This is a genomic window from Bacillus sp. Xin1 (assembly GCF_013314535.1).
In the GTDB taxonomy this organism is placed as follows: domain Bacteria; phylum Bacillota; class Bacilli; order Bacillales; family Bacillaceae_G; genus Bacillus_A.
In genome coordinates, this window is record NZ_JABUAE010000033.1 from 13,121 (window position 1) to 30,984 (window position 17,864).

The following is a 17,864-nucleotide window of genomic DNA, read 5'->3' on the forward strand; positions in this document are numbered from 1 at the left end:
ATGTACCTTGCTTTTTTTATGGGAAAAGTATTAATTTTCTTGGTAAAAGCTGTACCTTAAACAAGGATTTGTAAGTGTTTGGATAAAAAAAGATAAGAACGTACAGACTATACAATGATACTTTTACAATATAGTAATTCTTCTATCTATTCGAACGCATTAGGTTCTTGCGAAGATATTGTCCATTACATATGGGTAATGATTGGGATAGATATATCATGTATTTATGTATTCACTCTAAATTACAGCGAGGTGTAGCAAAGTATATGTCAAAACGTTTAGATGAAATAAAAAGTGAATTAGACCATCATCTTGGAAAGCGTCTTATGTTAAAGGCGAATAGTGGAAGAAGAAAAACAGTGGAACAATCAGGGGTACTAGCAGAAACATATCGTTCTGTTTTTGTTGTGCAGTTAGATCAACAAGAGGATACGTTGCAGTGCGTTTCCTATAGCTATGCAGATGTTTTGACAGAAACCGTGGAATTAACATTTTATGATGACCCTCAGAACGAGGTTATTTTAGGATAACGACCTACTATGTTACATATATTCCCATAAATAAAGAAGAACATTTTTTTGTAAACTAATTATACCGTAGCAAAATAAGGAGGGAACCTGCATTGAGTAGACGAAGAGGAGTCATGTCAAGTCAGTTTAAAGAAGAGCTCGCAAAAGAGCTTGGATTCTATGATGTTGTTCAGAAAGAAGGATGGGGCGGAATTCGTGCGAAAGATGCTGGTAATATGGTGAAACGGGCCATTGAGATTGCAGAGCAGCAATTAATGAAACAAAACCAGTAGTTGTAAGATAACTTCTATGCTACGGTAGCCGAGGAGAAATTCCTCGGCTTTTTGCACGCTAAAAGGTACCATCATTTTGCATAAGTAGTTTCATTCTGAATGCTTTTCGTTATAATTAGGGAAGTGTCATCGTCTTACTATAAATTTATGGTAAAATAAACGATAAAAGATTGAGTACATAGAGTGGGTGAATAGATTGAAGCTACTAGTGAAAGCACCAGCAAAGATTAATCTGTCGTTAGATGTACTAGGGAAAAGACAAGACGGCTATCATGAAGTGAAAATGATTATGACAACAATTGATTTAGCAGATCGTTTAGAGCTAACGGAGTTATCAGAAGACCGCATTGAAATTGTATCCCATAATCGGTATGTCCCAGACGACCAGCGTAATTTAGCTTATCAAGCAGCGAAATTATTAAAACAGAGATTCAATGTAAAGAAAGGCGTATCTATTTCTATTGAAAAAACAATTCCGGTGGCAGCAGGATTAGCTGGCGGTAGTAGCGATGCAGCTGCTGCATTAAGAGGACTTAATAAGTTATGGAATTTGGGTCTTACAATAGAGGAGCTAGCAGAGCTTGGTGCAGAAATTGGATCAGATGTATCTTTTTGTGTATATGGCGGGACAGCTATTGCTACAGGAAGAGGAGAAAAAATAGAGCACATTAAGACACCTCCTTCTTGTTGGGTTATTTTAGCTAAGCCTCATATCGGTGTATCTACTGCTGACGTATATGGAAATTTACAATTAAATCGTGTTACGCATCCAGATGTAGAGCAGATGGTTGAATCCATTAATAGCGGTAATTATAAAGGTATTTGTGATGCTGTAGGGAATGTTCTAGAGGATGTAACGTTTAAGATGCACCCTGAAGTTGCACGTATTAAGGCACAGATGAAGCGCTTTGGTGCAGATGCAGTTTTAATGAGTGGTAGTGGACCAACTGTATTTGGATTAGTACATCATGATTCAAGAATGCATCGCATTTATAATGGTTTAAAAGGATTTTGTGAACAAGTATATGCAGTACGTTTATTAGGAGAGAGAGAAACGCTTGAATAAAGACGTATAATAAGTTATGATTTGGTTAGAATATTCGTGATTTGGGGTGAGGGTATGAAAATTAGACGGAGTACAAGACTAGTCGATATGACTTACTATTTATTGCAAAATCCTCGTCAGTTAGTTTCTCTCACTTTTTTTGCTGAACGGTATCAATCAGCTAAGTCCTCTATTAGTGAAGATTTAGTTATTATTAAGCAAACGTTTGAACAACAAGGGGTCGGCACATTGCAAACGATACCAGGGGCAGCAGGAGGAGTGAAATATATACCATATATAAGTGAAGAAGAAGCAAATCTGATTATTAATGAGCTATGTAGTTTATTTGAGAATCCAGATCGTATTCTTCCAGGTGGATACTTATATATGACGGATCTTTTAAGTAATCCGCGTTATATCAATGGAGCGGGTCGCTTATTTGCCTCTGTATTTGCAAAACAACCAATTGATGCGGTTATGACGGTAGCAACAAAAGGGATTCCGCTTGCATATGCGGTAGCAAATTATTTAGATGTACCTGTGGTAATTGCAAGAAAAGATAATAAGGTAACAGAAGGGCCTACAGTTAGTATTAACTATGTATCAGGTTCATCTAAGCGCATTCAAACAATGACTTTAGCAAAACGTAGTCTTCCGGAAGGTGCTAATGTTTTAATTATTGATGACTTCATGAAGGCCGGCGGAACAATTCAAGGTATGATTAGTATGCTAGAAGAGTTTAATGCCAACGTTGTTGGAATCGGTGTATTAGTAGAATCAACAGATATTGAAGAAAGACTTATTAATAACTTTGTTTCTCTAATCCGTTTAGCAGAAGTAGATATTAAAGAGAAAACAATTCAAGTGGAAAAAGGGAATTATTCACTTGTACCATTTGACGAAGGGCTTGTAGAAGCTGAATAAAAAGGTAAAGCATCCGCTTTATCTTTTTTTGTAAATGAAAGTGCTAGTAGGCGGTAAGCCTTTTCTTATATAAATCCTTTCTTTTTGAGGTGGGAGCGGATCCAATTATGGGCGGAAGCGGTCAGCCTATTTTCCTATCCCATGCCAAGTGAAAATAAAGAGAGAACGAATTTAGGTGGTTTTTTGTTCTTAGTAGCAGCAACTTATATGTTGAAAAACAAAAAGAGATTTATATAGCTAAAGTTTTACCGCCTACTAGCAAGGTACATTCTATTTGTTTGAGAATAGATGAACTCAGTTTGTAGGGGTAAATTATTTTTGAAACTAACAATAAAAGGGTGAGAAAATATGAAAGTAGTTCAAACAAATCAAGCACCACAAGCAATTGGTCCATATTCACAAGGAATTATCGTAAATAATATGTTTTATAGCTCAGGACAAATTCCATTAACAGCAGGTGGAGAAATTGTAACCGGTGATGTAAAAGTACAAACAGAACAAGTATTTCAAAATTTACAGGCTGTATTAGAAGAAGCAGGAGCATCATTTGATACAGTTGTAAAAACAACTGTATTTTTAAAAGATATGGATGATTTTAACGATGTAAACGAAGTGTATGGAACATATTTTTCCACACATAAACCAGCTCGCTCTTGTGTACAAGTTGCAAAATTACCGAAGGATGTTTCCGTCGAAATTGAAGTAATCGCCCTTATAAAATAAATATTTGTAAGCGATAACGTCCATTAATTCTTATATTCCATTAAAATAAAAATTTTTATCTTAAAAATTTTTAAAAAATTAGAGGGAAAATAGAAAATTTGTGGAATTTATACAAACATATCGCTTATTTAGAAAAGGGTGGTGAACACAAGATGGAAGTGACTGACGTAAGATTACGCCGCGTAAACACAGAAGGCCGTATGAGAGCGATTGCCTCTATTACTCTAGACCATGAATTTGTTGTTCATGATATTCGTGTAATTGATGGCAATAATGGATTATTTGTAGCAATGCCAAGTAAACGTACTCCAGATGGAGAGTTCCGTGATATTGCACATCCGATTAATTCTAATACACGCTCTAAAATTCAAGATGCGGTTTTAACTGAGTATCACCGTTTAGGCGAGTTAGAAGAAGTTGAGTTTGAAGAAGCTGGAGCTTCGTAAAATTCGAATAAAAAGGGCTCGAATAAAAAGAGCTCTATAATTTTGTAACAAACTCCTGTAAACACTTACAGGAGTTTGTTTTTTAGCTGTAAATCTATTTCGATTTATTAGCACCTAATTTCCGGTTATGGAAATAAAAGAAGCCCTCCACTCGCTTACTCCGTTTGTTTTCATACGGCATGGGATCCAAAAAGGCCTCGATCGCTACTATGCAAGGGCGGACGCTCTCTCCCACCCAAAAAGAAGGGGTTATTTCAGTTTTGTATTTATTTCCGCTAATTAAAGCCTTACTTTATTCCCCACGTTATATGTAAAATCCTAATTTATTTAAAATCATTCGAAATAGTATATCTTATTTCCTAAAAAAAGATACTAAAGAGTAAAACATCTTATAAGAAGTATGGTAAAATTTAATAGTTATGCTCTGTTTCTTGAAATATATAGTGATTTAGGATAATATCTTTAATGGATAAATAGGTTGCGATGGAGGGTCTATATGTCAAACAGATTTGCAGTGATTCTAGCTGCAGGTAAAGGCACACGTATGAAGTCCAAGCTATACAAAGTGCTTCATCCTGTATGCGGAAAACCAATGGTACAGCATGTAGTCGATCAAGTATCTCAATTAGGATTGCAGAAACTTGTCACGGTAGTTGGACATGGTGCTGAAAAAGTACAAGAACAACTAGGGGACGTAAGTGAATTTGCATTACAAGCAGAACAACTTGGTACAGCACATGCTGTTGATCAAGCTGCTGATGTACTTGCAAATGAAGAAGGAACAACTTTAGTTATTTGTGGTGATACACCACTTATAACAGCTGAAACAATGGAAGCATTGTTAAAACATCATGAAGAAGCAGGGGCGAAGGCGACAGTGCTAACGGCATACATAGAAGAACCTGCTGGATATGGACGTATTGTTCGTAATGAACACGGTCATGTTGAAAAGATCGTTGAGCATAAAGATGCAAATGAAGTAGAGCTATCTATTAAAGAAATTAATACAGGTACGTATTGTTTTGATAATAAAGCACTATTTGCTTCACTTTCTAAAGTTTCAAATGATAACGTACAAGGTGAATACTACCTTCCGGATGTTATTGAAATTTTGAAAAATGAAGGTCATATTGTATCAGCTTATCAAACAGAGCATTTTGATGAAACGTTAGGTGTTAACGACAGAGTCGCTCTATCGCAAGCGGAAATTATTATGAAGAAGCGTATCAACCATAAGAACATGGTGAATGGTGTTACAATTATTGATCCAAGTAACACATATATTTCTGCGGATGCAATTATTGGTAGTGATACAGTTCTTCATCCAGGGACGATTATTGAGGGTAAAACTGTAATTGGTTCTGATTGTGAAATTGGTCCACATACAGTAATACGTGATAGTGAAATTGGAGACCAGACAACAATTCGTCAATCTACTATACATGACAGTAAGATTGGTACGGAAGTTTCAGTCGGACCATTTGCACATATTCGCCCAGATTCAGTTATTGGTGATGAAGTACGCGTTGGAAACTTCGTGGAAATTAAAAAGACTGTTTTTGGTAATAGAAGTAAAGCTTCACACTTAAGTTATATCGGGGATGCACAAGTTGGAGAAGACGTGAATCTTGGTTGTGGTTCAATTACGGTGAATTACGATGGCAAGAATAAATTCAAAACAGTTATTGGAGATGGCGTATTTATTGGTTGTAATTCAAACCTTGTTGCTCCTGTAACAGTTGAAGATGGTGCTTATGTTGCGGCAGGGTCTACAATTACTGAGACTGTTCCATCAAAAGCATTATCGATTGCACGTGCACGTCAAGTTAACAAAGAAGACTATGTTGATCAATTGCTGAATAAGAAAAAATCATAATGTGGAGGGTTAATCTAGATGTCGACTCAATATCTAAATTCTAATTTGAAAGTATTCTCTTTAAACTCTAATAAGGAACTTGCTGAGCAAATTGCAAAGCATATTGGAGTAGGGCTAGGAAAGTGTTCTGTTGACCGTTTTAGTGATGGAGAAGTTCAAATTAACATTGAAGAAAGTATTCGTGGTTGCGATGTATTCATTATTCAATCTACAAGCTTCCCAGTAAACGAACATATCATGGAATTACTTATTATGATCGATGCATTAAAACGTGCATCTGCAAAAACAATTAATATCGTTATTCCTTACTATGGTTATGCGCGTCAAGACCGTAAAGCGCGTTCTCGTGAACCAATTACATCGAAACTTGTAGCAAACTTGCTTGAAACAGCAGGTGCAACTCGTGTAATCACTCTAGATTTACACGCTCCACAAATTCAAGGGTTCTTTGATATCCCAATCGATCATCTAATGGGTGTACCGATCCTTTCAGATTACTTCGAGACAAAAGGTCTTAAAGATATCGTAATCGTATCTCCTGACCATGGTGGCGTAACACGTGCAAGAAAAATGGCGGATCGCTTAAAGGCGCCAATCGCTATTATTGATAAACGTCGCCCACGTCCGAACGTATCGGAAGTAATGAATATCATTGGTAACATTGAAGGTAAGACAGCAATTTTAATTGATGACATCATTGATACAGCTGGTACAATTACATTAGCAGCAAACGCTCTTGTTGAGAACGGTGCTTCTGAAGTATATGCTTGCTGTACACACCCAGTTTTATCTGGACCAGCAATTGAGCGTATCCAAAACTCAAATATTAAAGAGTTAGTTGTAACAAACTCTATCGTATTACCAGAAGAGAAGAAAATTGATAAAGTACACGAGCTTTCTGTTGCTCCATTAATCGGAGAAGCAATCATCCGTGTTTATGAAGAAGAATCTGTGAGTGTATTATTCAATTAATTGGATAGAATGAGACGTAACCAAATTTGGTTACGTCTTTTCGTATCGTAAAAAGAAAGTAGTGGTACAAGAATGAAATTAATAGTAGGACTTGGGAACCCAGGTAGAGAATATGAATTAACAAGGCATAATATTGGATTTATGGGAATTGATGAGCTTGCAAGACGATGGGGCATTTCCTTAAATGAACAAAAGTTTAAAGGGATGTATGGTTCAGGTTTTGTTAATGGTGAGAAGGTAATTTTATTAAAGCCACTTACGTATATGAATTTATCCGGAGAAAGCATCCGTCCACTTATGGATTACTATAAAATTGATGTGGAAGATTTTGTTGTCATGTATGACGATTTAGATATTCCAGTAGGTAAATTGCGCCTTCGTATGAAAGGTAGTGCAGGTGGTCATAATGGTGTGAAATCGACAATTTCTCATTTAGGTACGCAAGAATTCCAACGTATTCGTATGGGGATTGATCGTCCGAAAAATGGTATGAAAGTAGTGGATTATGTATTAGGGCGTTTCACAGCAGAAGAGTTGCCAGAGGTAAATCAATCCATTGAAAAAGCTGCGGATGCATGTGAAGAGTGGTTAAAGAAACCATTTCTTCAAATTATGAATACTTTTAACGGTTAATGTTCTAATTTGGAATATTTTATGATGTTTTTATCCATACTAGTAGTAATTGTACAATTAGGAGGATAGTATGGAAGGACATTATTACTGTAGACATTGTGGAGATAATGTGGGTTCCATTACCGCAGAAAAGGTATACAGCAAAGTTTTATTTCAACTAACAGAGCAAGAACGATTGGATATGATTCATTTTCATGAAAATGGAAATATATATATAAAAACAATCTGTGAGTCGTGCCAAGAAACGCTCTCATCTTATCCAGAGTATTATGAGTATGAAAAATTTCTACAATAAAATGTTGTCGCTTTGGCATGTCCAAAGCATTTTTCTGTTTTCTTTTTCCAAAATATTTGCATAAAAATATATTAACTTGCTCTTTTATGTTGAGAGGAGTTTTGAAAATGATAGGGTTATTAGAGCAATTTTATAAAAACAAAGAAATACAATCCATTATTAATGGGTTAGAAGAAGGATTGAAGGAACAGCTTGTATCAGGTATGGCAACTTCTTCTCGCTCTTTATTAATGGCTGCTTTATATAAAAAAACAAAGCAGTCACAGCTTGTTGTTACACACAACTTATTTCAAGCGCAAAAAGTATATGAGGATTTAGTTTCATTACTTGGTGAACAGGATGTATGGTTATATCCAGTTAATGAATTAATTGCGTCGGAAATAGGGGTTGCAAGTCCAGAACTAAAAGCACAGCGTATTGAGGTTTTAAATCGTTTAGCAATGGGCGAGCAAGGCATCATTGTTGTTCCAGTTGCTGGTTTACGTAGATTTTTACCAATAAAAGAACTATGGAAGCAAAAGCAGATCGAAATTAATCTAGGGCAAGAGATTGATTTAGATGCATTGCTTCATACGTTGCATCACATTGGATATGAACGTAAATCAATGGTAGAAGCACCTGGAGAATTCAGTTTACGTGGGGGAATATTAGATATTTACCCGTTAACTGAAGAATTACCGTTTCGTATAGAGTTCTTTGATACAGAAGTAGATTCTATCCGCTCATTCGATGTAGAAGAACAACGCTCTCAAGATAGAAGGGAAAGCGTGAAATTTGGTCCTGCAACGGAATTTTTATTTTCAAAAGATGAACTAAAATTAGGAGTGGAGCGTCTTGAAGAAGGTTTAATGAAGACGATGCAGAAGCTCTCTGATGATAAAATCAAGACAGCGGTGCTTGAAACGGTTAGTCATGAGATAGAAATATTGAAAAACGGACAGAACATAGAGCAAATGTTTAAATATTTATCTATTTTTTACAAAGAACATGCTAGTCTAATAGACTATTTACCTGAGAATGGTGTTGTTATTTTAGATGAAATTTCGCGTATCCAAGAAACAGCATCACATCTTGAGACGGAAGAAGCAGAATGGTATACATCGCTTCTAAGTGAAGGAGCAATTATTCAAGATTTGACGTTCTCACACCAATTTGAAGAGTTTCTACATCATAAAAAAAGAAGCTTTGTATATTTAACATTATTTTTACGCCATATTGCACATACGCACCCACAAAATATTGTTAATGTAACGTGTAAAACAATGCAGGACTTTCATGGGCAAATGCAGTTGTTAAAAACAGAAATTGATAGATGGACTGAAGGGAATTTCACGACAGTTGTATTAGGAACTGACGAAGAGCGCGCAAAAAAATTACAATATATTTTAAGTGATTATGATATTGAAGCAGACATTATAGAGTCTACGGATATATTGCTTCCTGGTCGCCTTCAAATTGCTGTAGGTGATTTGCATGCAGGATTTGAAATGCCAATGCAAAAGCTTGTTGTAATTACAGAAAAAGAGCTGTTCCATAAGAAAGTAAAAAAATCACAACGCAAGCAAAAACTATCAAATGCAGAGCGTATTAAAAGTTATTCAGAGTTAAAAGTTGGAGACTACGTTGTTCACGTAAATCATGGTATCGGTAAATTTTTAGGAATTGAAACACTAGAAATTAATGGTGTCCATAAAGATTATTTGAATATTAAATATCAAGGTAATGATAAATTATATGTGCCAATCGAACAAATTGATCAAGTACAAAAATATGTAGGGTCAGAAGGTAAGGACCCGAAAGTTTACAAACTAGGCGGAAATGATTGGAAAAAAGTCAAAACAAAGGTAGAAAAATCTGTACAAGATATTGCAGATGACTTAATTAAATTGTATGCAGAGCGTGAGGCTTCAAAGGGATATGCATACACGCCGGATACTGCGGAGCAACAGGAATTTGAATCATCTTTCCCATATCAGGAGACAGAAGATCAGTTGCGTTCTATTGAAGAAATTAAGAAAGATATGGAACGTGGTCGTCCGATGGATCGACTTTTATGTGGTGATGTTGGATATGGAAAAACAGAAGTTGCGATTCGTGCGGCGTTTAAAGCAATTATGGATGAAAAGCAAGTTGCAATTTTAGTACCGACAACCATTCTTGCACAACAACACTATGAAACGATTCGAGAGCGTTTTCAAGACTATCCAATTAATATTGGGTTGTTAAGTAGATTTCGTACTAGAAAACAACAAAATGAAACCATTAAAGGTTTAAAAGATGGAACAGTTGATATTGTTATTGGAACGCATCGTATTTTATCTAAAGATGTAACTTATAAAGATTTAGGTTTACTAATTATTGACGAAGAACAACGATTTGGTGTTACGCATAAAGAAAAGATTAAACAATTGAAAGCAAATGTTGACGTATTAACATTAACAGCAACGCCAATTCCACGTACGCTTCATATGTCTATGCTCGGTGTAAGGGATCTATCTGTTATTGAGACACCACCAGAAAATCGTTTCCCAGTACAAACATATGTGGTTGAGTATAACCCGGGATTAATTCGAGAAGCGATAGAACGTGAACTGGCAAGGGGCGGCCAAATTTATTTCTTATATAATCGTGTTGAAGATATTGAAAGAAAAGCAGACGAAATCTCTATGTTAGTTCCAGAGGCACGTGTGACGTATGCGCATGGAAAAATGAATGAGAGTGAATTAGAATCTGTCATGCTATCGTTTTTAGATGGACAGCATGATGTTCTTGTAAGTACAACGATTATTGAAACAGGTGTTGATATCCCTAATGTAAATACATTAATTGTATTTGATGCTGATCGTATGGGATTATCACAGCTTTATCAGCTTCGTGGGCGCGTTGGTCGTTCAAATCGTGTTGCTTATGCATACTTTGCATATAAGCGTGATAAAGTGTTATCAGAGGTTGCTGAGAAGCGTTTACAAGCAATTAAAGAATTCACAGAACTTGGGTCAGGATTTAAAATTGCAATGCGAGATTTATCCATTCGTGGTGCTGGTAACTTGTTAGGAGCTGAGCAACATGGATTTATTGATTCCGTCGGATTCGATCTATACTCTCAAATGTTAAAAGATGCGATTGAACAGCGTAAAGGAACACAAGGAATTGAAAATACGATTGATGTTGAAATCGATTTAGAAGTCGATGCATACTTGCCAGACGCTTATATTTCAGATAGTAAACAAAAAATTATGATGTACAAACAATTTAGAGGTGTCTCTACGATTGAAGATATTGAAGAATTACAAGAAGAAATGATTGATCGTTTCGGAGACTATCCGCAAGAGGTTGGATATTTATTACAAATTGCAAATATTAAAGTATTAGCAACGAAAGAACAGATTGAACTAATTAAACAAACAAAATTTGAAGTAACGTTTTTATTCTCAGAACAAGCAAGCCAAAATATTGATGGTGGAAAATTATTTATGCTTGGTAATAGTTTTGGCCGTATGATTGGTCTTGGTATGGAAGGTTCTCGTTTGAAAGTTGTTATGAAAACGAATGGATTAGAGACATCAAAATGGTTAACAATCGCTGAAAATTTATTAAAAGGTTTGTCTGACGTGAAAAAAGAAGTAATAAATGCCTAAAACAAAATAAAAAATGCAATTCGACGTGCATAGAAGAACTAATGTGTAAAATACTATGTCTAACAGTTGGTGATTTTTACATGAACAGGTAAATTCACCACTTTCATCATCAGTAGAAAGTGAGGCAGCATTAGAATGAAAGCAACTGGAATCGTACGTCGAATTGATGATTTAGGTAGGGTAGTAATTCCGAAAGAAATTCGTAGGACTCTTCGTATTCGAGAAGGGGATCCGCTAGAAATTTTTGTTGATCGCGATGGAGAAGTTATTTTGAAAAAATATTCTCCAATTAGTGAATTAGGTGATTTTGCAAAAGAATATGCAGATGCTTTATACGATAGTTTAGGACATAACGTACTCGTATGTGATCGCGATTCTATTATCGCTGTAGCAGGGGTATCTAAAAAAGAATACTTAAATAAAAGTGTTGGCGATTTAGTGGAAAAGACGATGGAAGATCGAAAATCTGTTGTTATGACAGATGAAAGTGAAATATCGATTATAGATGGTGTAACTGAAAAGGTTAGTTCTTATACAGTTGGCCCAATCGTTGCAAATGGAGATCCAATTGGAGCTGTTATCATCTTTTCAAAAGAAGAAATTATAAGTGAAGTAGAGCATAAGGCAGTAAATACTGCTGCAAGTTTTTTAGCAAAACAAATGGAACAGTAATTTTCTTAATTATAATATTTTTTATGAAAAGGAATTTTTTCGGAAAGTAGGATTGTATTTCATTAAAAGGTAGCATCTTGCTACCTTTTTTAATTGTATAAATCTAAAAAGAAGCCTGTTTTTTTCTTTGTGATATAATACGAGGGATGAGAATAGGAAAAGGAGTTTTCTCGTATGGAAGCGAAGAAGTATCAAGCTTTTTGGCGCGGAGCTATTATATTAACTGTTGCAAGTTTTGTTACGAAAGTATTAAGCGCTTTTTACCGTATTCCATATCAAAATATAGCGGGAGATATTGGTTTCTATATTTATCAACAAATTTACCCGTTTTATGGATTTTGTTTAATTTTAGCTACTTATGGTTTCCCCATCATCATTTCTAAGATGGTAGCAGAGCGTTTGGAACAAGGAAAACAGGAAGAAGCAGAGGAGATTATTTGTGTTTCTTTTTGGTTTTTATTAGGAATCGGTTGTATAGGTTTCTTTACACTGTTTTTTGGTGCTCACACGATTGCATCAGCCATGGGTGATGCAAATTTAGATAAACTGCTAAGAATTATTTCATTTTCATTCTTGTTAATGCCATTTTTATCTGTTGCACGAGGGTATTTTCAAGGGTTTAATAATATGATGCCGACAGCTGTATCACAAGTTATTGAACAAACGATTCGTGTATCTATTATTGTGTTTCTATCGTTGTTCCTCATCGCACATGAATTTGATTTATATACAGTTGGAGCAGGAGCGATGTTGGGATCGATTGTAGGCGGGATTATCGGTATATTCGTACTTTTGTTTTATATGCGACATAATTTTCGTTCTATTTTCTTGCAAGGATGGAAGAGGATACACGATAAGAAAGAAATAATCCGAATCCTTTTTTGGCAAGGACTAGTTATTTGTGTTAGTAATTTAGTTTTAATTTTTATGCAAATGGCAGATTCAGTTTCGTTATATACATTGCTTATTCAGGCGGGAGAACCGGCAGAAGTTGCAAAAGTATTAAAAGGTGTTTATGACAGAAGTATCCCGCTTATGCAGCTTGGTACAGTTGTGACGACTTCATTTTCACTTTCGCTTATTCCAATTATTACGGCAGCAAAAGAAAGAGGAGACCGTCTGTTTATTCAACAAAAGGTGCAGTTAGCGATGAAGATCACTTTTGTGATTGGAGTTGCGGCTTCCTTAGGATTAGCGTGTATTATTAAGCCAGCAAATATTATGTTGTTTGAAAATAGTGAGGGGTCAGCTGTATTAGCTATTTTAGCTGTTTCTATTTTATTTAGTTCCTTATCCATTACAACAGCCTCCATTTTGCAAGGGCTTGGTCAAACTGTAAAGCCAGCATTGTTTGTTGTATTTGGAGGATGTCTGAAGTTATTGCTCAATTATATGTTAATGCCGAAATTTGATGTAACTGGGGCGGCAATTGCGACGGTAATTTCGCTCATGGTTATTGCTTTGTTAAATAGTGCTTTACTTATTCGAATTGTAGAAGAACCACTCATTCATAAACAAGGTATATTTGGTGTAACGATAAGCGGATTAGGAATGGTCGTTATGTTAATGTTATTTATGCGTATTTATGAAGGGTTTGGACTAGCGAGTGATGAAGGTTATAGAGGATTAGCTACAATTGAAGCACTATTAGGCGTAGCAATTGGCGGATTGGTATATCTATTTTTAATTATGAAATTAAGTGTTTTTACAAAAAAAGAATTAGGAACTGTTATGAAGCAAGAGAAGGTACAAGCTTCATTGAAGAAGAGTGGATAGAGGTGACTGGTTGTGAGTGGAGTAATTACGATTTTAGGATTAGGTGCTGGTGAATTAGATCAGCTGACAATGGGTGTGTACCGAAAGATAAAAGAAGCAGATCATATGTATGTGCGTACGAAAGAACACCCTGTTATTGAAGCGTTAGAAAAAGAAGGAGTAAAGTATACAGCTTTTGATGATGTATATGAGGCGCATGACACATTTGAAATTGTATACGAAACAATTGCAAATACGTTAATAGAACAAGCACAAGGTACGGATATTATATATGCTGTACCAGGACATCCGCTTGTTGCAGAACGAACTGTTCAACTACTCTTGCAAAAAGGAAAAGAAAAGCAAGTTGAGGTGCAAATTGAAGGTGGACAAAGCTTTTTGGATCCGATGTTTGCTAGTTTAAAAATAGATCCAATTGAAGGGTTTCAGCTTATTGATGCAACTTCATTTGAACGTGGACAATTAGAATTACGCCAACACTTAATTTTTTGCCAAGTATATGATGCGTTTGTTGCATCTGAGGTTAAGCTGACATTAATGGAGATGTTACCGGATGAGTATGAAGTATACATTGTAACAGCTGCAGGAACATCGTTTGAGCAGGTGAAGAAAGTACCGCTCTATATGTTAGATCATGAAACAGAGTTGAATAACTTAACGAGCGTGTACATACCGCCTGTTGCTGAGCGTGCTTCTTTATATCAACAATTTGATGTGCTAAGAGAAATCATTGCTGAGCTTCGTGGACCAAATGGTTGTCCGTGGGATAAAAAACAAACGCATCAGTCTTTAAAGAAATATTTAATCGAAGAAGCATATGAAGTGTTAGAAGCAATTGATGAAGAAGATGATGATCACCTGATTGAAGAGCTTGGTGATGTGCTCTTGCAAGTTATGCTTCACGCTCAAATTGGAGAAGATGAGGGTTGGTTCTCCATTGATGACATTATCCGAACGCTAGCTGAAAAAATGGTGCGTCGTCATCCACATGTATTTGGAGATATAGATGTGGAGAATGCAGAAGAAGTTGTTTCAAACTGGGAAGAAATTAAAAAACAAGAAAAAGGACATGTAAAGGAATCTGTTTTAATAGGAATTCCAAAAAGTTTACCACAATTATTGCGTGCGTATGAAATTCAGAAAAAAGCAGGAACAGTTGGCTTTGATTGGGATGATGTACAGCCAATGATGGAAAAAGTTTTTGAAGAATTGAAAGAGTTTGAGCAAGAAGTTACAAAGATGGATAAGGAAAAAATGTTAGGTGAGCTTGGAGATTTACTATTCGCCTTCGTTAATGTTGCTCGCTACCACAAATTGAACCCAGAAGAGGCACTTCATAAAACAAATGAAAAATTTATGAGCCGTTTTATATTCATGGAAGCGAAAGTAGCTGAAATGAATAAGGAAATGCAGGAGTTAACATTAGAGCAAATGGACGCTTTATGGGAAGAAGCAAAACGGATAGAAAATCAATAAGGGGGAAATGAGATGCGCTTAGATAAGTTTCTGAAAGTATCACGTTTAATTAAAAGAAGAACACTGGCAAAAGAAGTAGCCGATCAAGGAAGAATTACGATTAATGGACAAGCTGCAAAGGCAAGTTCCGACGTGAAGGTAGATGACGAACTAACGATTCGTTTTGGACAAAAAGTAGTAACTGTAAAAGTGAACGAATTAAAAGAAACAACAAAAAAAGAAGATGCAGCTAACATGTATACAGTAGTACGTGAAGAGAAAGTGAAAGCAGAAGAAGGCTTGTTCTAAATTATTTCCTTCCCTCATACATTATTTACTAGATCGTATAAAGCTATGGGGGGATTGACGTGAATAAGAGTTATTCAACTATGTCTTCTAACCAACAGAATGTTTCTGTAGAACATGATATTGTTATGCGTGGTAGACGTGTAATAGATATTACTGGTGTAAAACAAGTAGAGAGTTTTGATAGTGAAGAATTTTTGTTAGAAACTGTAATGGGTTTTTTAACAATTCGCGGTCAAAATTTACAGATGAAAAATTTGGATGTAGAAAAAGGTATTGTATCCATTAAAGGGAAAATTAATGAGATGTTGTACATTGATGAGAATCAAGGGGAGAAAGCTAAAGGGTTCTTTAGTAAGTTATTTAAATGAGTTTAACAATTCAATTGTATACAATGCTTTCCATGATCGGAATGGGTGCTTGGGTTGGAGCGGCATTAGATACATACCAACGCTTCTTGCAGCGATCGCAGCGCAATCGTTGGATTGTATTTATATATGATATACTGTTTTGGATTGTCCAAGCACTGTTTGTCTTTTACGTATTGCTAATTGTAAATGAAGCCGAATTACGTATATATGTTTTTGCAGCTTTGCTTTGTGGTTTTGCTGCATATCAAAGCCTATTGAAAGCAGTGTACATGCGAGTATTGAATTTTCTCATTTATATTTTTGTGCAAACGGTACAATTTTTTATTAAAATTGTACAGCTACTTATGATAAAACCTGTTATTATTATAGCGCAGCTTATTATTGCTTTTATATTATTTTTATTTCGTATACTATCTTCAATTGGGAACGTGTTGTGGAAGTGTTCCGGATGGATATTACTTTTTGTATGGAAAGTTTTTTTCTGGCCTGTTCGATTTCTTACTTTGCTCATATGGAAACTTCTCCCTAACCGTGTTAAACTTTTTATAAAGAGATATGCGGGGTTAATGCAACATACAAAGAAATTGAAGAATTATATCTCTCACATCTGGGAGCGTATAAAAAAGAAGTTAGGGGGACCTCGGAAATGAGGGAACTGAGGCAAAGATTGATTGAAGAACAGAGTCCAAATTCTGCCAAAGAACATATAATACAAAAGAATGAAAACAGAAGGCGATTATATCGCCGTTTGGCCGTTTTTTTTGTTTTTGCTTTTACAATTATTGCGAGCATTAGTGTAACGTTTTATCAGCAAAATAGTTCCATTAAAGCAAAAGCAGCAAAGGTTGAAGAGATGCAAAAAGAATTGAATTCATTAACAAAGAAAGAAAAAAAACTAAAAGATGATGTTCAAAAGTTGAATGACGAAGAGTATGTTTTAAAGATTGCTAGGAGAGATTATTTCTTCTCTGGAAAAGGGGAGATAATTTTTCCTGTTTCTAAGTAGGTCGTGTCTTATTGACACTATATTTTAGGATTATATATAATAAAGTAAAATTTGACTTTTTAATCACTAAGGAGGAGCATTTTTTTTATGTCAATCGAGGTAGGCAGCAAGTTACAAGGTAAAGTAACAGGTATTACAAATTTTGGGGCTTTTGTGGAGCTGCCAGAAGGCTTAACGGGTCTTGTTCATATTAGTGAAGTTGCTGATAATTATGTGAAGGATATTAATGATCACTTAAAAGTAGGTGATCAAGTAGAAGTAAAAGTTATTAATGTTGAAAAAGACGGGAAAATTGGTCTATCTATTAAAAAAGCGAAAGAACGTGTAAGAACAGAAGGAGATCGTCCACGTGGTGAATATCAACGCGGTGGGGATCAACAACGTTCTGGACGTCCACAGCGTAATCGTTCTTTTAACAGAGATAACCGTGGTGGCCGTGATAATGGTGGCAATCAAAAAGAAACGTTTGAGCAAAAAATGGCACGCTTTTTAAAAGACAGTGAAGATCGTTTAACTTCTTTAAAGCGTAATACAGAATCTAAACGTGGTGGCCGTGGCGCTCGTCGCGGATAAGAACGTTTTATTCTTAACATATAGAGAGGTGCCCGGAGTAATTTGCTCGGGGTGCTTTTTTATGTAAATAAGCATATTTAAAAAAGAATAAAAAAACTTTTTAAAACGTATTGACTTTAAAGTGTATTTGATATAAGATACTAATTGTCCGTTAAATAAGACGACATGGCGGTGTAGCTCAGCTGGCTAGAGCGTACGGTTCATACCCGTGAGGTCGGGGGTTCGATCCCCTCCGCCGCTATATTAATTTTAACGGCCCGTTGGTCAAGTGGTTAAGACACCGCCCTTTCACGGCGGTAACACGGGTTCGAATCCCGTACGGGTCATCTAAAAAGATCATGCATAGCGCAT

19 protein-coding genes and 2 tRNA genes are annotated in these 17,864 nt (G+C 35.7%); all 21 read left to right on the forward strand.

Annotation, left to right across the window (positions count from 1 at the left end; genetic code table 11):
• Nucleotides 1-266 precede the first annotated feature (266 nt).
• On the forward strand, nucleotides 267-530 hold the full coding sequence (gene veg / locus HRG09_RS21735; RefSeq protein ID WP_174102900.1) for a biofilm formation stimulator Veg: 264 nt from the start codon (nucleotides 267-269) through the stop codon (nucleotides 528-530).
• Between the two features lie 92 nt (nucleotides 531-622).
• A complete protein-coding gene (gene sspF / locus HRG09_RS21740) occupies nucleotides 623-802 on the forward strand; it encodes an acid-soluble spore protein SspF (RefSeq protein ID WP_174102901.1) in 180 nt (59 codons plus the stop codon).
• 196 nt (nucleotides 803-998) lie between these two features.
• Complete coding sequence (gene ispE, locus HRG09_RS21745; protein WP_174102902.1) at nucleotides 999-1,868, forward strand: 4-(cytidine 5'-diphospho)-2-C-methyl-D-erythritol kinase; 870 nt, start codon at nucleotides 999-1,001, stop codon at nucleotides 1,866-1,868.
• A gap of 54 nt (nucleotides 1,869-1,922) precedes the next feature.
• Entirely contained in the window at nucleotides 1,923-2,771 is an 849-nt protein-coding gene (purR, locus tag HRG09_RS21750) for a pur operon repressor (protein ID WP_174102903.1), read from the forward strand.
• Nucleotides 2,772-3,119: 348 nt separating this feature from the next.
• A complete protein-coding gene (locus tag HRG09_RS21755; protein WP_174102904.1) occupies nucleotides 3,120-3,494 on the forward strand; it encodes a RidA family protein in 375 nt (124 codons plus the stop codon).
• A 152-nt stretch (nucleotides 3,495-3,646) separates the two neighbouring features.
• The gene (spoVG, locus tag HRG09_RS21760) at nucleotides 3,647-3,940 is read left to right on the forward strand and encodes a septation regulator SpoVG (RefSeq protein ID WP_000454042.1); all 294 of its coding nucleotides are present in this window, start codon (nucleotides 3,647-3,649) and stop codon (nucleotides 3,938-3,940) included.
• A gap of 496 nt (nucleotides 3,941-4,436) precedes the next feature.
• Complete coding sequence (gene glmU, locus HRG09_RS21765; RefSeq protein WP_174102905.1) at nucleotides 4,437-5,816, forward strand: bifunctional UDP-N-acetylglucosamine diphosphorylase/glucosamine-1-phosphate N-acetyltransferase GlmU; 1,380 nt, start codon at nucleotides 4,437-4,439, stop codon at nucleotides 5,814-5,816.
• Between the two features lie 18 nt (nucleotides 5,817-5,834).
• Nucleotides 5,835-6,788 carry a ribose-phosphate diphosphokinase gene (locus HRG09_RS21770; protein WP_000107420.1) on the forward strand — a complete coding sequence of 318 codons (954 nt, stop codon included), beginning with the start codon at nucleotides 5,835-5,837 and terminating at the stop codon, nucleotides 6,786-6,788.
• 72 nt (nucleotides 6,789-6,860) lie between these two features.
• Nucleotides 6,861-7,421 carry an aminoacyl-tRNA hydrolase gene (gene pth / locus HRG09_RS21775; RefSeq protein WP_174102906.1) on the forward strand — a complete coding sequence of 187 codons (561 nt, stop codon included), beginning with the start codon at nucleotides 6,861-6,863 and terminating at the stop codon, nucleotides 7,419-7,421.
• 70 nt (nucleotides 7,422-7,491) lie between these two features.
• A complete protein-coding gene (locus tag HRG09_RS21780; RefSeq protein WP_174102907.1) occupies nucleotides 7,492-7,716 on the forward strand; it encodes an anti-sigma-F factor Fin family protein in 225 nt (74 codons plus the stop codon).
• A 107-nt stretch (nucleotides 7,717-7,823) separates the two neighbouring features.
• Nucleotides 7,824-11,354 (forward strand): transcription-repair coupling factor, encoded by a 3,531-nt coding sequence (mfd, locus tag HRG09_RS21785; protein WP_174102908.1) that lies wholly within the window; start codon nucleotides 7,824-7,826, stop codon nucleotides 11,352-11,354.
• A gap of 135 nt (nucleotides 11,355-11,489) precedes the next feature.
• Nucleotides 11,490-12,026: a stage V sporulation protein T gene (gene spoVT / locus HRG09_RS21790; RefSeq protein WP_174102909.1), complete on the forward strand. Its 537-nt coding sequence runs from the start codon at nucleotides 11,490-11,492 to the stop codon at nucleotides 12,024-12,026.
• Between the two features lie 174 nt (nucleotides 12,027-12,200).
• Nucleotides 12,201-13,802: a putative polysaccharide biosynthesis protein gene (locus HRG09_RS21795; RefSeq protein WP_174102910.1), complete on the forward strand. Its 1,602-nt coding sequence runs from the start codon at nucleotides 12,201-12,203 to the stop codon at nucleotides 13,800-13,802.
• Between the two features lie 12 nt (nucleotides 13,803-13,814).
• Nucleotides 13,815-15,278, forward strand: a complete 1,464-nt coding sequence (gene yabN, locus HRG09_RS21800; protein WP_174102911.1) for a bifunctional methyltransferase/pyrophosphohydrolase YabN — start codon at nucleotides 13,815-13,817, stop codon at nucleotides 15,276-15,278.
• A 12-nt stretch (nucleotides 15,279-15,290) separates the two neighbouring features.
• Nucleotides 15,291-15,566 (forward strand): RNA-binding S4 domain-containing protein, encoded by a 276-nt coding sequence (locus HRG09_RS21805; RefSeq protein WP_017154396.1) that lies wholly within the window; start codon nucleotides 15,291-15,293, stop codon nucleotides 15,564-15,566.
• An 80-nt stretch (nucleotides 15,567-15,646) separates the two neighbouring features.
• Nucleotides 15,647-15,934, forward strand: a complete 288-nt coding sequence (yabP, locus tag HRG09_RS21810) for a sporulation protein YabP (RefSeq protein WP_217448138.1) — start codon at nucleotides 15,647-15,649, stop codon at nucleotides 15,932-15,934.
• Nucleotides 15,931-16,584, forward strand: coding sequence for a spore cortex biosynthesis protein YabQ (gene yabQ / locus HRG09_RS21815; RefSeq protein ID WP_174102913.1), 654 nt, complete (start codon nucleotides 15,931-15,933; stop codon nucleotides 16,582-16,584). The genes yabP and yabQ overlap by 4 nt, the downstream gene beginning before the upstream one ends.
• Nucleotides 16,581-16,940: a cell division protein DivIC gene (gene divIC, locus HRG09_RS21820; protein WP_174102914.1), complete on the forward strand. Its 360-nt coding sequence runs from the start codon at nucleotides 16,581-16,583 to the stop codon at nucleotides 16,938-16,940. The genes yabQ and divIC overlap by 4 nt, the downstream gene beginning before the upstream one ends.
• Before the next feature lie 87 nt (nucleotides 16,941-17,027).
• Nucleotides 17,028-17,513: a S1 domain-containing RNA-binding protein gene (locus tag HRG09_RS21825; RefSeq protein WP_017154400.1), complete on the forward strand. Its 486-nt coding sequence runs from the start codon at nucleotides 17,028-17,030 to the stop codon at nucleotides 17,511-17,513.
• 167 nt (nucleotides 17,514-17,680) lie between these two features.
• Nucleotides 17,681-17,754, forward strand: a tRNA-Met gene (locus tag HRG09_RS21830).
• Between the two features lie 13 nt (nucleotides 17,755-17,767).
• A tRNA-Glu gene (locus tag HRG09_RS21835) sits at nucleotides 17,768-17,839 on the forward strand.
• Nucleotides 17,840-17,864 lie beyond the last annotated feature (25 nt).